The sequence below is a fragment of the Streptomyces sp. NPDC003327 genome (assembly GCF_053589515.1).
In genome coordinates this window covers 1-16,580 of record NZ_JBSFSA010000073.1, presented here as the reverse complement: position 1 = coordinate 16,580, position 16,580 = coordinate 1, and the positions used below count along the sequence as shown (strand labels likewise).

Sequence of the window (16,580 nt, the reverse complement as noted above, 5' to 3'; positions counted from 1 at the left end):
GGGCCCTCGCGCTTGCGCGCCCGTTTCCGGGCGGCGGGGCCGGCGCCGGGCGGGGCGGGGGGCTGGGGGGCCGGGGGGGGGGCGCCCCCCCGGGCCCCCCCCCCCACGCTCCCCCTCCACGGTGTGTCTGTCCGGCATCGGTCCGTAATTCACCCCATCGGGGAGGCGCTCGGAGTGAACCGGGGGAGCGCCGGGGGGCGCGTTTCCCCGTCGACTTCTCCCGGTGATCACCGGCGACCTACCGTCGACACCATGGGACGCGGGGACCTGGCGACGCTGGTGCGGATCTGCGATCTGGCGGGCCGGCCGCGCGGCACGGGATTCCTCGCGGACCACGAGGGCACGCTCGTCACCAGCCACGAGGCCGTCGACGGGCTCGCCCGCCTCGTGCTGCGCGCCCCCGGCGACCGCAGCTGCCTCGCCGAGGGCGACGCCGTCACGCCCCTGCCCGAGCAGGGCCTCGCGCTCGTACGGACCGAGGGCCTCGGCGTCCGCCCCCTGCCGCTCGCGACCCGCGGCGACATCGACCCCGGCACGTACGTCCGGATCGACGCCCACGGCTGGCGCGAGGCCCGCGTCCTCGGCCCCGCCTCCGTCACGTACACCGCCACCGACCGCTTCCACGTGCTCGGCGACGCCCTCGAACTCGCCATCGGCACCGAAGGCGCCGAGGCCCTCCGGATCGGCGGGCAGGCCGCGGGCGGGCCGGTCCTCGACACCGCCACTGGCACCGTCCTCGCCGTCCTCGGGACCGCCCTCCACGGCGACCGGCGGGCCGCCGGCTACGCCGTCCCCCTGCGGCCCGACGGCCCGCTCGCCGCCCTCCTCCGCCGCAACGCCGCCACCGTCCCCGCCTACGGCCCCGACCTCAACCTCGCCGCCGTCCTCGAACTCACCGCCACCGCCGCGGGCCCCGCCGGAGACCCCGACCCCTGGCCCGCGCCCGTCGAGCGGCCCGACTGCGACCACGCCCTCGACCGCTTCACCCGGGGCGACGCGCCCGTCCTCGGCCTCGTCGGCGAACCCGGCACCGGCCGCACCACCGCCCTCGCCGCCCTCTGCGCCCGCCGCGCCCGGGGCGCGGCGCCCGCGCCCACCGTCCGGCTGCGCGGCGCCGACCTGCGCGCCGAGGACCAGTCGGTCGCCGACGCCGTCGGACGCGCCCTGCACCAGGCCGGGCGGATCGTCGCCGCCTCCGGGGCGCCCGGCGACACCACCGCCGGCCCGGAGCGGGCCGCCGCCCTCGCCCGGGAGGCCGGCCGGCCCCTGCTCGTCCTCCTCGACGGCCCCGAGGAGATGCCGCCCGCGCTCGCCCACCGCCTCGCCGACTGGACCACCGCCACCGAGACCTGGCTGCGCGACCACGGCGTCCGCCTCGTCACCGCCTGCCGCCCCGAGCACTGGGAGCACGCCGCCGCCCTGTACGGCACCGTTCCCGCCGTCCTCGCCCTCGGGGACCTGACGGAGCCGGAGGCCCGCGCCGTACGCCAGGGGTACGGGATCGGGGACGCCGACCTCGCCGAGGCCGACGCCCGCCACCCGCTGGCCCTGCGGCTGCTCGCCGAGGTCAGGGCCGCGCTGCCCGGCGAGGTCCCCGGCCGCCCCGGCCGCGAGGAGATCTTCACCGCCTACCTCGACCTGATGTGCCTGCGGGTCGCCGTCCGCGTCGCCGCGGGCACCCGCCCCCTGCCCAGGGGCGGCGCCGTCCGCAGACTCGCCGCCCGGGTCACCGGCCAGGTCCACGAGGCCGCCCGCCGCTGCCTCGGCCCCGGCCACGGCGTCCTCGACCGCGCCTCCTTCGAGGAGCTGTTCCCCTGGCGGGACGGCTGGGCCTCGGCGGTGCTCACCGAGGGCCTCCTCGTCCCGGCCGGCTCCGGCTACCGCTTCGCCCACGAGGAGCTGGCCGACTGGCTCCAGGCCGCCCACCTGGACCTGGACGCGGCCCTCCACGCCCTGGTCCACACCCACCACACGCCCCAGGAGGCCCCCGCGGCCCCGGCCGTCCCCGACCCCGGGGCCTCCGGGCTCGGCGGGGGAGCGCTCGTGCCGCGGCAGCGCGGGGACGGACCGCCCGTGCCCCGGCACCGCATCGGGCCCGTCGCGCAGGCGCTGGCACTGGCCCACCGGGAACACGGACCGGGCGGGCTCGCGGTGCGGCTCGCCGGGCTCGTCGAGGCCCTCGACCGGTTCGCCGCGGCCGGACAGGACGGCGACGGCCCCTGGTGGGCGACCCGGCTGCTCGTCGAAACCCTGCGGCGGGTCGGCGACCCGCGCCCCTACCTGCCCGTGCTCCGGCTGCTCGCCGACCGCGTCGGCGCCCGGCCCGAGCGCCCCGCCGTCCTCGCCGCCTTCGGGACGGCGTTCTGGCAGGGGCTCCCGCTCGGCGAGGACGAGCGGATCGACCTGCTGCGCAGGCTCGTCCCCGCCGACCCGCCGCCCGGACACGGCGACCGCGCCCTCGACGCCGTCGCCGCGCTGCTCGTCGCCGACCCCCGGGGCGTCCAGCCGCTCCTGTGCCGCTGGTTCGCCGACGACCGCCCGCTGCCCGCCGCCCCGCACGCCACCGTCGCCACCGCCGCCCAGGCCCTCCTCCACACCCACCGGGCGCTCGCCGTCGACGACCTGTGCGAGGCGCTCGTCGCGACCGCCCACCCGCTCGCCGACGACCTCCTCGGCGCCCTCGCCGAGGACGAACCCGCCGCGCTCTGCCGGGCCGTCGACCGCTGGGCCCACGACGACGGCCGCCCCGACCGCCGGGTCGCCGCCGCCGCGTACGGCCACCGGGTCGCCGACCGCGCCCCCACCGCCGCCGACCGCGAGCTGCTCCGCTACGCCGCCCTCGCCCTGCTCGCCCGCCCCACCGACCAGCCCCTGCACGGCGCCGCGCTCGGCCTCCTCGTCCGGGACCCGCACACCAGGGCCCGGCACCTGCCCCGCGCCCTCAGCGAACCCGGCGTCCCGGCGGAGGCACTCGCCGAGGCCCTCGCCACCCACCCCGAACTGGTCCTCGTCGCCTTCCGGGAGCGGCTCCGCGGCAGCGGCGAGACCCCGGCCGCCGCGCTCCGCGCCCTCGCCGCCGTCGACACGCCCGCCCTCACCCGCCGCGTCGCCGCCCTCGTCCGCGACTACGCCGCCCGCCACCCCGAGGGCGCCCCGCACGTCGCCGCCTTCGTCGACCGGCGCCTCGAGGACGGCCCCGCCGGCCGCGCCGTCCTCTTCCCGCTGGTCACCGGCCTCGTCCGGGGCCGCCCCGCACGGCTCCGCGCCGCTCTGGCCCCGGTGCTCGCCGCCCCCGGCACCGGCGCCTCCCGCCACCTGCGGGCCGAGCTCCTCGACGTACTCCTGGAACACGAGCGGTACGAGGCCGAGGCAGGCGAGCTGTCCGTCCTGGACGCGCTCCTGACCGCCACCGCGGCGGACGCGGACCGGCGCAGCGAGCCCCGCACCCGCGACCTCCTGCTGCGCACGGTCGACCTCTACGCCCGTACCCCGGAAGGACCCGCCCGGTGCGCGCGGCTGCTCGGCGCCCTCGTCCGCGAGCACCCCGCCTTCGCCGCGCTGCTCCCCGCGCCGGGGGCGGGAGCGGGCCCGCGGACGGCGCGAAGTCCCGGCAGTTCCATGCCGATGCGAACCGAGGGGCACGGACATGGCAGTCTTAGACCTGCGTAAAGGCGAACAGGGCGAACAGGCGGACGAGGAGCGGTCACAGTGCAGCGCTGGCGTGGCTTGGAGGACATTCCCCAGGACTGGGGACGCAGCGTCGTCACCATCGGCTCCTACGACGGGGTGCACCGCGGGCACCAGCTGATCATCGGGCGGGCCGTCGAGCGCGCCCGGGAGCTCGGCGTCCCCTCCGTCGTGGTCACCTTCGACCCCCACCCCTCCGAGGTCGTACGCCCGGGCAGCCACCCGCCGCTGCTCGCCCCGCACCACCGCCGCGCCGAGCTGATCGCGGAACTCGGCGTGGACGCGGTGCTCGTGCTGCCCTTCACCGCCGAGTTCTCGCAGCTGTCGCCCGCCGACTTCGTGGTGAAGGTGCTCGTCGACAAGCTGCACGCCAGGGCCGTCATCGAGGGCCCCAACTTCCGCTTCGGGCACCGGGCCGCCGGCACCGTCGACTTCCTCGCCGAGCTGGGCGCGACCTACGACTACGAGGTCGAGGTCGTCGACCTGTTCGTGAGCGGCGAGGCCGGCGCCGGCCAGCCCTTCTCCTCGACCCTCACCCGCCGCCTCGTCGCCGAGGGCGACATGGAGGGCGCGGCCGAGGTCCTCGGCCGCCCGCACCGGGTCGAGGGCGTCGTCGTCCGCGGCGCCCAGCGCGGCCGCGAACTCGGCTTCCCCACCGCCAACGTGGAGACCCTGCCGCACACCGCCGTCCCGGCCGACGGCGTCTACGCGGGCTGGCTGACGGCCGCCGGCGAGCGGATGCCCGCCGCGATCTCGGTCGGCACCAACCCGCAGTTCGACGGCACGGAGCGGACGGTGGAGGCGTACGCGATCGACCGCGAGGGCCTGGACCTGTACGGCCTGCACGTGGCCGTGGACTTCCTCGCGTACGTGCGCGGCATGCTCAGGTTCGACACCCTCGACGACCTGCTCCTGGCCATGGCCGCCGACGTGAAGAAGTGCCGCGAACTCACCGGGGCGTACGACCGCGACCGGGGCTGAGCCCGGGCCCCGGCGCGAGAACCGGGCTCAGCCCCGGCCGCGGCACCGGGGTGAGCCCAGGCCCCGTCACCAGGTGACGTACAGCTCCCTCGGACCGCGGATGAGCCCCTTGGACTGCCACACCACGTCCTCGGGGCGGCCCGCGAGCCGCAGGCCGGGGTAGCGGCGCAGCAGCGTCTCCAGCATCACCTCGGACTCCATGCGGGTCAGCATCGCGCCCATGCAGTGGTGCGGCCCGTGGCCGAACGAGACGTGCCCCAGGCCGGCCCGGTCGAAGTCGAGGGCGTGCGGGTCCGCGAAGACCTCCGGGTCCCGGTTGGCCGCGAGGTAGGAGGCGTAGACCGCCTCACCCGCCCGGATCAGCACCCCGCCGACCTCGACGTCCTCGGTGGCGATCCGCGGCAGCCCCACGCCGTTGCGGTGCGGGATCCAGCGCAGCAGCTCGTCCACGGCCTGCGGGAGCAGCTCCGGCTCGGCCCGCAGCCGCGCGAGCAGCTCCGGACGGGTCAGCAGCACGTACACCATGTTGGCGCTGTTGTTGCGGACCGCGTGCGCGCCGCTGATCAGGATCGCCATCGCCAGCGACACCGCCTCGTCGGCGGTGATCCTGCCCTCCGCCAGGGACTCCGCGAGCACCCCGGCCAGGTCGTCGGCGGGCTCCGCCCGGCGGCGGTCGAGCAGCCGGGTGATGTAGCCGTGGATCTGCGCCTTGGCCGCCCGGCTGCCCTCCGGTCCCGGACCCGACGACAGGATGAGGTCCGGCCAGGACGCCAGTTCCGCCCGGTCCTCCTCGGGGATGCCGAGGAGGTCGCAGACGACCGCCATCGGCAGCGGCCCGTGCAGGTGCTTCATCAGATCGGCCGGACGGCCCGCCTCCTCCATCGCGTCGAGGAGCCGGTCGGCGCTCGCCTGCGCCAGCGGACGCAGCCGCTTGGTGCTCTGCCCGGTGAAGGCCTTCGTCACGGCCTTGCGCAGCCGGGTGTGGTACGGCGGATCGGCGTAGTTCAGGGCCGCCTTGGAGGCCACCATGTGGCCGGTCATCTTGGTGACCTCGTGGTCGAGGAGGGCCGTTCGGCTGAACCGCGGGTCGGAGGTGACCGCGCGCACGTCCTCGTACCGGGTGACGAGCCAGGCCTCGTTCTCCGCGGCGAACGGCAACCGGATGCGGGCGACGGGCTCCTTGGCGAGCAGCTCGGTGAGCAGCGGGTCGAAGTCGAGGGCCGGCAGGTCCTCGACGGACCAGGTGCGGGCGGGTGCGGGCGGCGGCGCGGCCGCGGGCTCGGGGGTCATGAGGTGCGTGTTCCCGGCGGCGCGCGGCCGGGACACGCCGAGCGGGGACTGCCGCCTGAACGGAGCACCCCCGGACCCCCCGGGACCGCCCTCCCGCTCACTCCGCGTCATCGGACGGGCGCGCTCGCGGTTGCGGGGTCGCGATCACCGGGTGAGTGTGGGCGGCAGTTCACGTGAACGAGAAGAAGGAGCGACTGTCGTGGTCACTTTGTGCAAGCCCGCTGTGTCCGTGCCCGAGCACGTGATCACGATGGAGGAGACCCTGGAGCTGGCCCGCACACGCCATGCGGGCCATCCCCAACTCGGCCTGGCGCTGCGGCTGATCGGCAACACCGGCGTCGCCCGCCGCCATCTCGTCCAGCCCATCGAGGAGACCCTGAAGCACCCCGGCTTCGAGGAACGCAACGCCCGCTACGAGGCCGAGGCCAAGGCGCGGGTTCCGGCGGTCGTCACGGAGGCGCTCGGCAACGCCGGCCTGCGCCCGGCTGACATCGACATGATCGTCTACGTGTCGTGCACGGGCTTCATGATGCCCTCGCTGACCGCCTGGATGATCAACACCATGGGCTTCCCCAGCCACACCCGGCAGCTGCCGATCGCCCAGCTCGGCTGCGCGGCCGGCGGAGCCGCCATCAACCGGGCCCACGACTTCTGCACGGCCTACCCGGACGCCAACGTCCTCATCGTCGCCTGCGAGTTCTGCTCGCTCTGCTACCAGCCCACCGACCTCGGCGTCGGCTCGCTGCTCTCCAACGGCCTCTTCGGCGACGCGGTCGCCGCCGCCGTCGTGCGCGGCCGGGGCGGCACAGGCATCGCCCTCGAACGGAACAACTCCCACCTCGTGCCCGACACCGAGGACTGGATCGCCTACAGCGTCCGCGCCACCGGCTTCCACTTCCTGCTCGACAAGCGGGTCCCCACCACCATGGAGCCGCTGGCCCCCGCGCTCCGGGAGATCGCGGGCGCCCACGGCTGGGACGCGGGCAAGCTCGACTTCTACATCATCCACGCCGGCGGCCCCCGCATCCTCGACGACCTGAGCCTCTTCCTCGAAGTGCCGCCGGAGTCCTTCCGATTCAGCCGGGCGACCCTGACGGAGTACGGCAACATCGCCAGCGCCGTCGTCCTCGACGCCGTCCGCCGGCTGTTCGACGAGGGCGGGCAGCCGGAGGGGGCGCGGGGCATCCTCGCCGGGTTCGGACCCGGCATCACCGCCGAGATGTGCCTGGGCCGCTGGACGAACGCGGCCACCGCGTCGCTCGAACCGAGCCTCGGCGCCCGCCGGATCGTCGGCTACTCGCCGCCGCGCACGCCGGCGCGTGCGAAGGCCTGACCCCGCGACGCCCGCGTGAAGGCCTGGTGCCGTCACGCGGGCGCTCAGGCCTGACGCCGCCACGGGGGCCGGGCCGCCGTACGGACCGGAGGCCCGTACGGCCCCGTGGCCCGCCCCGCTTCGCCCCACCCACCCACCACAGGAGAGCCGCATGTCCACCACGCCACCCTCCCCGCTCCGGGCCCGCGCCCGACGCCCGCGCGGGTCCGCCGCGCTCGCCGCACTGGTCGCCGGAGCGGCGGCCGCCTCGCTCGCCGGGGCGCCCGCCCAGGCCGCCGCACCGCAGGGCGCCCGGGTCCCCATGCACCAGTGCTGGATCAACGGCGTCGCCGCGCCGCCCGGCGACATCGTCAGCGGGACCAACGGGGACGACGACATCTTCTGCGACAGCGACCTGGAGAACGTCACCGTCTGGGGCGGCGGCGGCAACGACAAGATCGAGGTCCGCGGCCTGGTCATCGACTCGGCCGTGATGGGCGGCGAGGGCGACGACGTCATCCGCGCCAAGCACCTGGTGCCGCAGAACGCCTCCAGCATGGTCCGCGGCAACCGCGGCAACGACGTCATCAAGGTCGCCACGGTCTCCGGGGACGGCGCCACGCGCGGCGCCGTCGTCCACGGTGACGACGGCGACGACCGGATCACCACCGGTTCGGTCACCGGCGCCCCCGGCAAGTTCAACCGCGGCGGCGGCATCGTCACCGGCAACGACGGCGCCGACACCATCAAGGTCGGCACCGTCGACTTCTCCGGCCGGGTCCTCGGCGGCAGCGAGAACGACACCATCGAGGCGGCCGCGCTCGGCCCCGAGTCGGGCGGCCTGATCCAGGCCGGGCCCGGCGACGACACGATCAGCGGAGCGGACGGCGCGGTCCTGACCGTCGGACCGCACTGGGGCTCCGTCGACGCCGGCGTCGGCAAGGACCACTGCGTGGTGAAGTCGGTCTCCACCCGGACCTCGATCGCCTCCTGCGAGATCCGGCCGCAGGCCGCGCCGTCCGGTACGGCTCCGGGGACCAAGCCCCCGAACGTCCCCGCCCAGCCGGAGGCGCAGCCGCCGGCCTCGCCCGTCGAGGCCGCGGACCCGGAGGCCTAGGCCGTCACCCCGATTCCCTCCGCCGCCACCCAGTGGCAGGCGGCCGCCCGCCCGGTGCCGCCGCCCGCGAGCACCGGCAGCGCCTCCCCCCGGCAGCGGTCCGCGACCGCCGCCGCGGCGCCGGAGGCGAGGACCTGGCAGCGGGCGTGGAAGCGGCAGCCGGACGGGATGCGGGACGGGTCCGGGGGCTCACCGGTCAGCACCACCGGAGCGCCCCCGGACTCCGGCAGCACCGACAACAGGGCCCGGGTGTACGGGTGCCGGGGATCGGTGAGGACGGACTCCACCGGTCCCGTCTCCACGACCCGCCCCAGGTACATCACCGCCACCCGGTCCGCGATGTTCCACGCGAGCCCCAGGTCGTGGGTCACCACCAGCGCGGAGAGGCCGAGTTCGTCGCGCAGCCGCAGCAGCAGGGCCAGGATCTCGCCCCGTACGGACGCGTCCAGGGACGCCACCGGCTCGTCGGCGACGATCAGTTCGGGCTCCAGGGCGAGCGCGCCCGCGATGACGACGCGCTGCCGCTGCCCGCCCGACAGCTCGTGCGGGTAGCGCAGGAAGAACCGCTCGGGCGGCCGCAGCCCGGCCCGCGCGAGGGCCTCGGCGACCGCGGCGCGCTCGTCCCGCGAGGACCGGTGCATCCCGTGGATCCGCAGCCCCTCGGCGACCGCGTCGTACACGGTGTGCCGGGGGTTCAGCGAGCCGCTGGGGTCCTGGAGGACCAGTTGGACCCGCTTCCGGTAGGCCTTGAGCGCGCCGGAGGAGTACGCGAGCGGCCTGCCGTCGAAGGAGACCGTCCCCGAGGTCGGCCGCACCAGGCCGAGCAGCGACCGGGCGAGGGTCGTCTTGCCGCAGCCGGACTCGCCGACCAGGGCGACGATCTCGCCCGCCCCGATGTCCAGGTCCACCCCGTCGACCGCGCGGGCGGGCGGCGCGCCCCGCCGCCCCGGGAAGGTGACGTGGACCCCGCTCGCGGACAGCAGCGCACGCGCCGGCGCCCCGCCACGCGCCCCGCCCGTCTCGGCCTCGCGCTCCGGCACGGGCTCCCCGCCCGGCCCCGCCTCGCGCTCCGGCACGGGCTCCCCGCCCGTCTCGGCCTCGCGCTCCGGCACGGGCTCCCCGCCCGTCTCGGCCTCGCGCTCCGGCACGCGCACCCCGCCCGCGCCCACCGCTCCGGCCTCGTCGCCCGCGCCCGCCGCTCCGCCCGTGACGGCCTCGCCGCCCGTGACCCGTTCTCCGCTCATGCCGTGCTCCCCACGTGTACGCAGGCGGCGCGGCGCCCCGCGCCCGCCTCCCGCAGGTGCTGGTCCTCCTCGGCGCACTCCTCCACCGCCACCGGGCAGCGCGGGCGGAAGGCGCAGCCGCCCGGCAGGTCCGCCGGGTCGGGCGGGTCGCCGGGCAGGCCGCGCGGGGCCCGCCGGGACGCCGGGTCCCCGATGCGCGGGAACGCCGAGGAGAGCGCCCGGCCGTACGGATGCGCTGCGGCCTCGTACACCTGCCGTGCCGGGCCCTCCTCGACGACCCGCCCCGCGTACATCACGGCCAGCCGGTCGCAGGTGTCGGCCAGCACCGCCAGGTCGTGGCTGATCATCAGCAGGCCGATGGACTGCTCGGCGACGAGCCGCTCGATCAGCCGCAGGATCTGCGCCTGGATCATCACGTCGAGCGCGGTCGTCGGCTCGTCGGCCACGATCAGCCGCGGCTCGCAGGCGAGCGCCATCGCGATCATCACGCGCTGGCGCTGGCCGCCGGACAGCTCGTGCGGATAGGCGGCGGCCCGGGCCGCCGGCAGGCCGACGTGTTCGAGGAGCTCGCCGGCCCGGGTCCGGGCGGCCGCCGGGGTCGCCCGGCCGTGGACGAGGAGCGGCTCGGCGATCTGGTCCCCGATCCGCCGCACCGCGTTGAGCGAGTGCATCGCGCCCTGGAACACGATCGACGCGCCCGCCCAGCGCACCGCCCGCAGCCGCCCCCACTTCATGGCGAGGACGTCCTCGCCGTCGAGGAGGACCTGCCCGCTGAGGCGGGCGGACGCGGGCAGCAGCCGCAGCAGCGCCAGGGCGAGCGTGGACTTGCCGCACCCCGACTCCCCGGCGACGCCCAGCTTCTGCCCGGCGGGCAGGGTGAGGTCGACGCCGCGGACGGCGGGCACGGCGCTCGCCCCCGACCCGTAGGTGACCCTCAGGTCCCGCACTTCGAGGACGCTCAACGCCCCACCCCCAGCTTCGGGTTGAGCACGGACTCGACGGCCCGGCCGCACAGCGTGAAGGCCAGCGCGACGAGCGCGATCGCGATGCCGGGCGGCGCGAGGTACCACCAGTGGCCCGAGGAGACCGCGCCCGCCTCCCGCGCGTCCTGGAGCATCCCGCCCCAGGAGACGACCGTCGGGTCGCCGAGCCCGAGGAAGGCGAGGGTCGCCTCGGTGAGGATCGCGGTCGAGATGCCGAGCGTGGTCTGCGCGAGGACCAGCGGCATCACGTTCGGCAGCACGTGCCGGGTCATGACGTGCCCGTGGCCGCCGCCGAGGGCCGTCGCCCGTTCGATGTACGGGCGGGACTCGACGGCGATGGTCTGGGCGCGCACCAGGCGGGCGGTGGTCGGCCAGGAGGTGACCCCGATGGCCAGGACGACCGTCCACATCGACCGGGACATCACGGTGGCCAGCACGATCGCCAGGACCAGCGCCGGCATCACCAGGAACCAGTCGGTGATCCGCATGACGACGGTGGAGAACCAGCCGCCGTAGTGCCCCGAGAGGATCCCGACCAGCGTGCCGATCGCGACCGACAGGGCCGCCGCGAGCAGCCCCACGAGCAGCGAGACGCGGGCTCCCCAGATCAACAGGCCGAGCAGCGAGCGGCCGAACTGGTCGGTGCCGAGCGGGAACCGGGCGCTCGGCGACTCCAGGGCCGTGCCGGGCGCGTTCGTCACCGACTGCACGTCGGCGCCGACGAGCAGCGGGGCGGCGAGCGCGAGCAGCGCGATCGCGGCGAGGCCGGCCAGGCCGTACAGACCGGCCCGGTGGCCCCGGTACCGCTTCCAGAAGCGGACCGCCGAACCCTTGCGGCGTTCCCATGTCAGAGAGGTCATCGGCCCACCCGGGGGTCGAGCAGCGGATAGAGCAGGTCGGCGATCAGGTTCATCAGGATCATCGCCCCGGCGAAGACCACGAACAGGCCCTGCACCAGCGGCAGATCGGGCACGCTGAGCGCCTGGTAGAAGAGGCCGCCGAGGCCTGGCCAGGAGAACACGGTCTCCACCAGGATCGAACCGGCGGCCACGTGGCCGAGGTTGATGAAGATCATGGTGACGGTCGGCAGCAGCGCGTTCGGCACGGCGTGCCGGCGCCGCACGGCGTCGTCGCGCAGCCCCTTCGCCCGCGCGGTGGTGAGGTAGTCGCCGCCCATCTCGTCGAGCAGCGACGAGCGCATCACGAGCAAGGTCTGCGCGTAGCCGACCGCGACGAGCGTCACCACCGGCAGGACGAGGTGGTGGGCGACGTCGAGGACGTACGCGAAGCCGGTCTCGCCGGTGCCCGACTCCATGCCGCCGGTCGGGAAGAGGCCCGGGACCGGGCCCGTGCCGACGGAGAAGACGATGATGAGGAGAAGCCCCAGCCAGAACGAGGGCACCGACCACAGGGTCAGCGCGACGCCGGTGTTCACCCGGTCGCCGAGCCCGCCGTGCCGCCAGGCCGAGCGGGTGCCGAGCCAGAGCCCCAGCGCCGAGTAGAGCACCACGGCGACCCCGGTGAGCAGCAGCGTCGCCGGCAGCTTCTCGGCGATCAGGTCGCCGACGGGCGCGCGGAACTGGAACGAGGTGCCGAGGTCGCCGCTCAGCGCCTTGGCGCAGTAGTCGGCGAACTGCTGCCACAGCGGCAGGTCGAGCCCGAACTGACGCCGCAGGGTCGCGAGTTGCTCGGCCGAGGTGGGTACGCCGTGGGTCATCGCCTTCACCGGGTCACCCGGGATGATCCGGAAGAGGAAGAAGCTGGTGACGAGCACGGCGAAGAGGGAGACGAGCGCGCCGCCCAGCTTCCCCGCCGCGTGGCGGAGGTAGCCGAGGGCGGCGCCGGTGCGGGGTGCGCCGTCCGTGGCACGGGCCTTGTCGGCCCGCGCCACGTCGGCGGAGGTGCTTGCCGTCGTCGTCACGGACTACTCGCGGTCGTCGGCGGTCGTGCGGCGGCGCAGCCCGAAGAACACGCCGAGGCCGACCGCGACCACCACGGCCGCGCCGATCCCGACGACCGCCCCGGTGGACGAGCCCCCGTCCGAACCCCCGCCGGACGCCGAGGCGGCGGGCACGGCGGACCACCAGCTCCAGTAGCCGTCCTGGCCCCAGAGGTTGCCCGCGGCCTCGGGCATGGTGGTGATGGACGCGATCTGGTCCGTGCGGTACGCCTCCAGGGCGTTGGGGTAGGCCATGATGTTCATGTACCCCGTGTCGTACAGCCGGGACTGCATCCGCTTCACCAGATCCGCCCGCTTGGCGGCGTCGTACTCCACCGCCTGCTGCGCGTAGAGACCGTCGAACTCCTTGTCGCAGATGAAGTTGTCGGTCGCGCCGGTGTCCTTCGGGGTCGCCGGGAGCGTGCCGCACGTGTGGATCGACAGGACGTAGTCCGGGTCGGGGTTGACCGACCAGCCGTCGAAGGCGAGGTCGTAGTCGCCCTTGACCCACGGGTCCGAGACGCTGTCCAGACACTCGACCTTCAGGCCGATGCCGAGCTTGCCCCACCACTCCTGGAGGTACTTGCCGACCGCCTTGTCGTTGGGGTCGGTGGCGTGGCACAGGATGCGGAAGTCCAGCGGCTTGCCGTCCTTGCCGACCCGCTTGCCCCCGGCGTTCTTGCGGTACCCGGCGGCGTCGAGGACCCGCTCCGCCTCCGCCGGGTCGTAGGCCCGCTTCTGGCCGGGCGCCGGCTTCCAGAAGTACGAGGAGAAGCGCGGCGGGATGTACCCCTCGCCCTCGACGGCGTGGCCCTGGAAGACCTTGTCGACGAGGGTCGTCCGGTCGACGGCGAGGAAGAGCGCCTTGCGCACGGCCGGGTCGAGCAGTGCCTTGTGCCCGTTGCCGAAGGTGCCGCCGTCCTGGGCGCGGGCGCCCGGGTTGGTGGCGAGCGCGTAGAAGCGGCGGCCGGGGGCGTCGTTGACCTTGATGTTCTTCTGCGTCTTCAGGGCGTCGGCCTGGGCGGGCGTCAGGTTCGGTACGAAGGACACCTCGCCCTTCTGGAGCGCGGCGACGGCGGCGTCACCGTCCTTGTAGTACTTGAAGACCAGTTCGTCGAACTTGGGGGCGCCCCGCCAGAACGTCTTGTTCGGCTTCAGCTTGATGTACTGGTCGACCTTGAAGTCCGTGATGACGAACGGGCCGTTGCCGACGATCGGGAACTGCTGGTCGTTGTTGAACTTCGAGAAGTCGCCGACCTTCTCCCACACGTGCTTGGGCACGATCGGCACGTCGAGGGCCGTCATCGTCGCCTGCGGCTTCTTCAGCTCGATGACCAGCGTCCGCGGGTCGGGCGCGGTGACCTTCTTGAAGTTCGCGGTGAAGCTGCCGTTCGCGGTGGCCGCGTTCGGGTCGGTCATCATCGTGTTGAAGGTCCAGGCCGCGTCCTCCGCGGTGGCCGGCTTGCCGTCCGACCAGGTCGAGTCCCCGCGGATCGTGTACGTCCACGTGAGCTTGTCCGCCGACGGCGTCCAGGCGGTCGCGAGGCCCGGGATCGTCCGGGCGTCCTTCGGGTCGTAGTTGGTGAGGTACTCGTACGCCAGCCGGTGGATGCTGGTCGAGGTGAGCTTCTGCGCCAGGAACGGGCTCAGCGAGTCGATGCTCTGCGACACGGCCACCGTGAGCGTCGTGCTGCCCGCCTTGTCGTCGTCGGCCGCGGCCGTGCCGGGGACGGCGGCGAGCGAGGCGGCGGTGACTCCGGTGGCGAGCAGCAGCCGCAGCGCCCGCCGGGGCGCCGGCCGGGGAGCCGGACCGGTGGCTCCGCGGACGGGGGAGGGGCGGGGTGGAACCTTCGTGACCATGACCATGGGACGTGACCTCGCTGGGAGTTTCTGTCGTGGATCTTGGGCTGACGACGGGTGAAGCGAAGGTGTATCAGCGGTGGTCTGCCGTCGTCAACGATCCCTCAAACCCCTTGTGGGCTGCGGGAACGCCAAGAGGCTCCGTCCCGGAGAGCCGGGACGGAGCCTCATTGGTCTATTCCTGTGACGCCCTACTGCTGAGGGGCTGGCGGCGCCTGCGGGGGCTGCTGCTGCGGCCAGTTCGGCGGCGGGAACCGACCCGGCGCCGGATTCTGCTTCTGTCCCTCGTCCTGCCCCGGAACGCCGGGATCGGCCGGCGGGGGCAGCGGCTGACCGGGCGCCGGCTGGCCGGGCACCGGCCCGCCGGCCTGGGGCTGCTGCCAGCCCTGCGGCGGACCGTAGGGCTGCCCGGGCGCGGGCTGCCCTCCGTACGGCTGACCGTAGGGCTGCTGCGCCGGATACGGCTGGCCGGGCGCGGGCGGGGCGCCGTAGGGCTGCCCGGGTGCGGACGGCTGCGGCTGGCCGTACGGCTGCGCGGGCGCCGGGTGCTGCGGCTGCCCGTACGGCCGGCCGGGCGCGGGCTGTCCACCGTACGGCTGACCCGGCATCGGCTGGCCGGGCATCGGCTGGCCCGGTCCCTGCTGGCCCGGGATCGGCGGGGCCATGTGCGGCGGCATGCCGCCCTGGCCGTCGCCCGTCCACAGCCCCTGCGCCTGCTGCGCCCGGACGAAGTCCTCCGCGACCAGCGCCGAGAGGTGGAAGTACGCCTCGCGGGTCTTCGGCCGCATCATGTCGAGGTCGACCTCGGCGCCCGCCGCCAGGTGCTCGTCGAAGGGCACGACCACGACACCGCGGCAGCGGGTCTGGAAGTGCTGCACGATGTCCTCGACCTTGATCATCTTTCCGGTCTCGCGGACCCCGGAGATGACCGTGAGCGAGCGCTGCACCAGGTCCGCGTAGCCGTGCGCCGACAGCCAGTCCAGCGTCGTCGAGGCGCTGGAGGCGCCGTCCACGGACGGCGTGGAGATGATGATCAGCTGGTCGGCGAGGTCGAGGACCCCGCGCATGGCGCTGTAGAGCAGACCGGTGCCCGAGTCGGTGAGGATGATCGGGTACTGCTTGCCGAGGACGTCGATCGCCCGCCGGTAGTCCTCGTCGTTGAACGTCGTCGAGACCGCCGGGTCCACGTCGTTGGCGAGGATCTCCAGGCCGGACGGCGCCTGCGAGGTGAACCGGCGGATGTCCATGTACGAGTTGAGGTACGGGATCGCCTGCACCAGGTCGCGGATGGTCGCCCCGGTCTCCCGCCGCACGCGGCGGCCGAGCGTCCCGGCGTCCGGGTTGGCGTCGATCGCCAGGATCTTGTCCTGCCGCTCGGTGGCGAGGGTCGCGCCGAGGGCCGTGGTCGTCGTGGTCTTGCCGACGCCGCCCTTCAGGGAGATGACCGCGATCCGGTAGCAGGAGAGGACCGGGGTCCGGATCAGCTCCAGCTTCCGCTGCCGCTCCGCCTCCTCCTTCTTGCCGCCGAGCTTGAAGCGGGCCGCGCCACCGGGGTTCCGGCTGGACTTGGGCTTCTGCTTGTTGTTGCGCAGCAGCCGGTCGGAGGAGAGCTCGACGGCCGCCGTGTACCCGAGCGGGGCGCCGGGCACGGACCGCTCCCGCTGGTCGTGCGTCACCGGTGACGGCCACGCCCCGCCCGTCCGGGGATCGACGGGCGGCTGTCCGGCGTCCGGCGCGGCGGGGCCCTGCGGGTACCCGTACCCGGCCGCCTGCGGCGGCACGGGCGCCCCGGGCTGCGGGTGGTGCGGGGCGGCCTCGGGGGACTGCGGCGCCTGCGGGGGCACGGGCGCGCCCGGGTGCGGGTAGCCGTAACCGGCATGCGGGGCCTGCGGGGCCTGCGGCGGCAGGGGCGCGCCGGGCTGCGGCGCCTGCGGGTACCCGTACCCGCCCTGCGGCGGGGTCTGGGGCGGATAGCCGTACGCCCCCGGCTGCGGCTGCGGCTGCGGCTGCGGCTGGGGCTGGGCCTGCGGCGGTACGGCTCCGGGGGCGCCGGCCCCTGCCGGAGGCGCGGGCCACCCGGTGGGCGGCGGCAGGGGCGCGCCCGGCGCGCCCGCGGCGGGCTGGAACGCCGGCGGCAGCGGGCGCGGCGAGGGCCGTCCCGGCCGCC

At 75.2% G+C, this 16,580-nt stretch carries 11 protein-coding genes; 4 read left to right on the top strand and 7 right to left on the bottom strand.

The annotated features are described in order from the left end of the window. Positions 1-252 precede the first annotated feature (252 nt). Both ACWDVG_RS30670 and ACWDVG_RS30665 read left to right on the top strand, forming a co-directional pair. Positions 253-3,669, top strand: coding sequence for a serine protease (locus ACWDVG_RS30670; RefSeq protein ID WP_451704063.1), 3,417 nt, complete (start codon positions 253-255; stop codon positions 3,667-3,669). Between the two features lie 39 nt (positions 3,670-3,708). After that, complete coding sequence (locus ACWDVG_RS30665) at positions 3,709-4,668, top strand: bifunctional riboflavin kinase/FAD synthetase (protein WP_451704061.1); 960 nt, start codon at positions 3,709-3,711, stop codon at positions 4,666-4,668. 66 nt (positions 4,669-4,734) lie between these two features. Here ACWDVG_RS30665 and ACWDVG_RS30660 read toward each other — a convergent pair whose 3' ends face one another. Continuing rightward, positions 4,735-5,958, bottom strand: coding sequence for a cytochrome P450 (locus tag ACWDVG_RS30660; RefSeq protein ID WP_451704059.1), 1,224 nt, complete (start codon positions 5,956-5,958; stop codon positions 4,735-4,737). A 199-nt stretch (positions 5,959-6,157) separates the two neighbouring features. Here ACWDVG_RS30660 and ACWDVG_RS30655 point away from each other — a divergent pair, with 199 nt between their 5' ends. Both ACWDVG_RS30655 and ACWDVG_RS30650 read left to right on the top strand, forming a co-directional pair. Continuing rightward, positions 6,158-7,291: a type III polyketide synthase gene (locus tag ACWDVG_RS30655; RefSeq protein WP_451704057.1), complete on the top strand. Its 1,134-nt coding sequence runs from the start codon at positions 6,158-6,160 to the stop codon at positions 7,289-7,291. Positions 7,292-7,442: 151 nt separating this feature from the next. Then, positions 7,443-8,387 carry a hypothetical protein gene (locus ACWDVG_RS30650; RefSeq protein ID WP_451704055.1) on the top strand — a complete coding sequence of 315 codons (945 nt, stop codon included), beginning with the start codon at positions 7,443-7,445 and terminating at the stop codon, positions 8,385-8,387. Here the strand turns inward: ACWDVG_RS30650 and ACWDVG_RS30645 are convergent. The 6 genes from ACWDVG_RS30645 to ACWDVG_RS30620 all read right to left on the bottom strand — a co-directional run. Next, positions 8,384-9,631, bottom strand: coding sequence for an ABC transporter ATP-binding protein (locus ACWDVG_RS30645; protein ID WP_451704054.1), 1,248 nt, complete (start codon positions 9,629-9,631; stop codon positions 8,384-8,386). The two genes, ACWDVG_RS30650 and ACWDVG_RS30645, sit on opposite strands and share 4 nt — an antisense overlap. Further along, a complete protein-coding gene (locus ACWDVG_RS30640) occupies positions 9,628-10,593 on the bottom strand; it encodes an ABC transporter ATP-binding protein (protein ID WP_451704052.1) in 966 nt (321 codons plus the stop codon). Before ACWDVG_RS30640 ends, ACWDVG_RS30645 begins: the two co-directional genes overlap by 4 nt. Then, complete coding sequence (locus tag ACWDVG_RS30635) at positions 10,590-11,474, bottom strand: ABC transporter permease (RefSeq protein WP_451704050.1); 885 nt, start codon at positions 11,472-11,474, stop codon at positions 10,590-10,592. Before ACWDVG_RS30635 ends, ACWDVG_RS30640 begins: the two co-directional genes overlap by 4 nt. After that, positions 11,471-12,535, bottom strand: a complete 1,065-nt coding sequence (locus tag ACWDVG_RS30630) for an ABC transporter permease (RefSeq protein WP_451704048.1) — start codon at positions 12,533-12,535, stop codon at positions 11,471-11,473. Before ACWDVG_RS30630 ends, ACWDVG_RS30635 begins: the two co-directional genes overlap by 4 nt. Before the next feature lie 3 nt (positions 12,536-12,538). Continuing rightward, positions 12,539-14,413, bottom strand: coding sequence for an ABC transporter substrate-binding protein (locus tag ACWDVG_RS30625; protein WP_451704065.1), 1,875 nt, complete (start codon positions 14,411-14,413; stop codon positions 12,539-12,541). A gap of 191 nt (positions 14,414-14,604) precedes the next feature. Then, positions 14,605-16,580: nucleotide-binding protein (locus tag ACWDVG_RS30620; RefSeq protein WP_451704046.1), on the bottom strand; the 1,976-nt coding region annotated here is incomplete at its 5' end.

Bases quoted from the DNA above. Each gene is read 5' to 3' on its own strand.
- ACWDVG_RS30670 (WP_451704063.1), top strand. From the start codon at position 253: ATGGGACGCGGGGACCTGGCGACGCTGGTGCGGATCTGCGATCTGGCG.
- ACWDVG_RS30660 (WP_451704059.1), bottom strand. From the start codon at position 5,958: ATGACCCCCGAGCCCGCGGCCGCGCCGCCGCCCGCACCCGCCCGCACC.
- ACWDVG_RS30650 (WP_451704055.1), top strand. From the start codon at position 7,443: ATGTCCACCACGCCACCCTCCCCGCTCCGGGCCCGCGCCCGACGCCCG.
- ACWDVG_RS30645 (WP_451704054.1), bottom strand. From the start codon at position 9,631: ATGAGCGGAGAACGGGTCACGGGCGGCGAGGCCGTCACGGGCGGAGCG.
- ACWDVG_RS30635 (WP_451704050.1), bottom strand. From the start codon at position 11,474: ATGACCTCTCTGACATGGGAACGCCGCAAGGGTTCGGCGGTCCGCTTC.
- ACWDVG_RS30625 (WP_451704065.1), bottom strand. From the start codon at position 14,413: ATGGTCACGAAGGTTCCACCCCGCCCCTCCCCCGTCCGCGGAGCCACC.